At 67.5% G+C, this 2,389-nt stretch carries 2 protein-coding genes; one reads left to right on the plus strand and one right to left on the minus strand.

All coding sequences use genetic code 11. The annotated features are described in order from the left end of the window. The first annotated feature begins 68 nt into the window (after nucleotides 1-68). Nucleotides 69-889 (plus strand): IS5 family transposase gene (locus ACIPK4_RS40075; RefSeq protein WP_402322904.1). Its coding sequence is split into 2 segments (ribosomal slippage): nucleotides 69-411 and nucleotides 411-889, totalling 822 coding nucleotides; the frame shifts between segments, so codons are not numbered across the junction. Here ACIPK4_RS40075 and ACIPK4_RS40080 read toward each other — a convergent pair. Then, on the minus strand, nucleotides 886-2,358 hold the full coding sequence (locus tag ACIPK4_RS40080) for an oxidoreductase (RefSeq protein WP_402322907.1): 1,473 nt from the start codon (nucleotides 2,356-2,358) through the stop codon (nucleotides 886-888). The genes ACIPK4_RS40075 and ACIPK4_RS40080 overlap by 4 nt on opposite strands. Between the last annotated feature and the right edge of the window lie 31 nt (nucleotides 2,359-2,389).

Raw genomic sequence — 2,389 nt, forward strand, 5'->3', positions numbered from 1 at the left:
AGAACTCCTAACGAAATAATCTTCAAGATGGTTGGATCACTCCGGGACGGATTATCCGGGGGTGCGGGGTGGCGCGGCCGAAGCCATGGGAAGTCGACGACGAGCTGTGGGCGGTGGTCGAACCACTGCTGCCGAAGGTCGAGCGTCGGGCCCGGCACCCCGGCCGTATGCGGCATCCTGACCGGCTGGTGTTCCAGGGCATCCTGTTCGTGCTGCACACCGGGGTCGCCTGGGAGCAGCTGCCGCAGGAACTCGGCTTCGGCTCGGGCATGACCTGCTGGCGCCGTCTGGCCGAGTGGACCAAGGCCGGGGTGTGGCCTCGGCTGCACGAGCTCCTCCTTGCCGAGCTCCGCAGCGCGAACGTCCTGGACTTCTCCCGTGCGGCGGTCGACGGCTCCCACATCCGGGCGTTAAAGGGGGCTCCAAGACAGGACGAAGCCCTGTCGACCGGGGCAGGACGGGCAGCAAGCACCACCTGATCACCGACGCCACCGGCATCCCGCTCGCCGTCACCTTGACCGGCGGCAACCGCAACGATGTCACCCAGCTGATCCCGCTCCTCCAGGCCGTGCCGCCCGTGCGGGGCAAGCGCGGCCGGCCCCGGCGCCGCCCGGACGTGGTGCTGGCCGACCGTGGCTATGACCACGACAAGTACCGCCGCCTGGTCTGGGATCTCGGCGTGAAGCCACTGATCGCCCGCCGGGGCACCGAGCACGGCTCCGGACTCGGCACCCAACGCTGGGTCGTGGAGCGCGCGTTCGCCCATCTGCACTGGTTCCGCCGCCTACGGATCCGCTGGGAGATTCGCGACGACATCCACGAAGCCTTCCTCACCCTCGGATGCGCACTGATCTGCTGGCGACGGCTGAACTCAACTATTGCTCACTAGTTTTTCTGCAGGGTGCGGGTGATACCGGCGATGATGGCGGTCGTCAGCATCCAGCCGAAGGCGATCAGCAGGTAGGCCAGCCACTGGAGGCTACTGTTCGGCCAATACCACCCCGTGCGCTGACCCAGACCACCGAGGGGGATCAAAAGGTCAAGCGTGTAGACGAGGGGCTGGAACGGGCTGCCTTCGTCTCGTTTGACCGGGCTGGGAGAGTGAGTGCTAAAGGCCAGCGTGCCCAGTAGGGTCAGCGCGAGGAGCCAGACGCCAGCCAGCCAGGGCCGATAGCCATAGCCCACGGTCACGTCCAGCAGGTGCCCCCATACCCGGGCCGGCGGGGACAGGGTGAGACGCCGGTGGCGCTGCTTGGCTAGGAGCACGCGGCGGGCGTCATCGTCATGGCCGATTTGCCGATACCAGCCCGCGAGTTGCTCGTACGGCTGCGGGACATAGCCAGGATTCCGGCGGACCCAGGCCAGGCGACGGGCCACCTCGTCCCTCGCAGGCGGTCCGTCGTCGCCTGCCGCGGACGGGGCGTCCCCGAATCGGATGGACCCGTAGGTGAACCCTTCCAGGAGCACCTTCCTCGGCCAGCTCTGCTCGCTGTCCTGACACCAGGTGGCCTGGGCGGACCGGAGATCCACCAGTCCTGAGAGCGGTGCTGCGGTTCTGTAGTCGAAGTCGCCCACGTGCATGGATACGCAGTCCAGGGCTACGCCATCCCCGTTCAGATGGGCTCCTTCGAAGGTCAGCAGACCTTCTATTCGGGCCCTTCGCAGCAGTACGCCTCCTTGCGCGGTGAACCCCTGGGAGCAGTCCACCGTCGAAGCGGCCATACTTCCTGCGGCAAGTGCGACGCCCGCGGTGTTCCCCAGCCGTGCGCCTTGCAGGAACAGGCCGCTGAGCAGCTGTGCGCCGGGCAGCCGCAGTCCGCCTTGCGTGGTGAGCCGCTGGCCGAAGACGCCGCCATCCAGGACGAGGCCGCCCGCGCGCACTGCCCACTCTTCCGGGCCCGAGATCCTGGCATCCGAGATCACCAGATTCCCGGCCATACGAGCGTTGACGAGTATGAGGGAGCCGCCTTCGAGAGTCGACCGCCTCAGGTCCAGGTCACCCTCGATTCGGGCGAGCTCGGCGTTGATCCCCGGCACCCAGCTGTCCGATATCTCGATCGTCCGGGTCGTCGCACCGTGCAGTTGCACCGCCTCGTCCAGCCGACAGCCCTGCAGCAAGAACGTGTGACAGATCTCCGCCCCTGACAGGTCGAGACGACCGGTGATACGCGCGCCGGTGAGTCGCAAGGCGGCTACGGTGCCAGAACGGTCTTCGTTCGCGCCGAGCAACAGCGTCGCCACGACGGCCGCGCGGACAGTACGGTCGGGGCCCCACCGGTCACCCGCAGCGGGAGCGTCCGCGTCGGGTACTCCTGTGCGCAGGTCAACGCGACGCCCCTCAGGGAAGGCGTCCCACAGCGGGTCACCGGTTCATTCCGTTAGGAGTTCT

The organism is Streptomyces sp. NPDC086989 (assembly GCF_044745505.1).
Classification (GTDB): Bacteria; Actinomycetota; Actinomycetes; order Streptomycetales; family Streptomycetaceae; genus Streptomyces.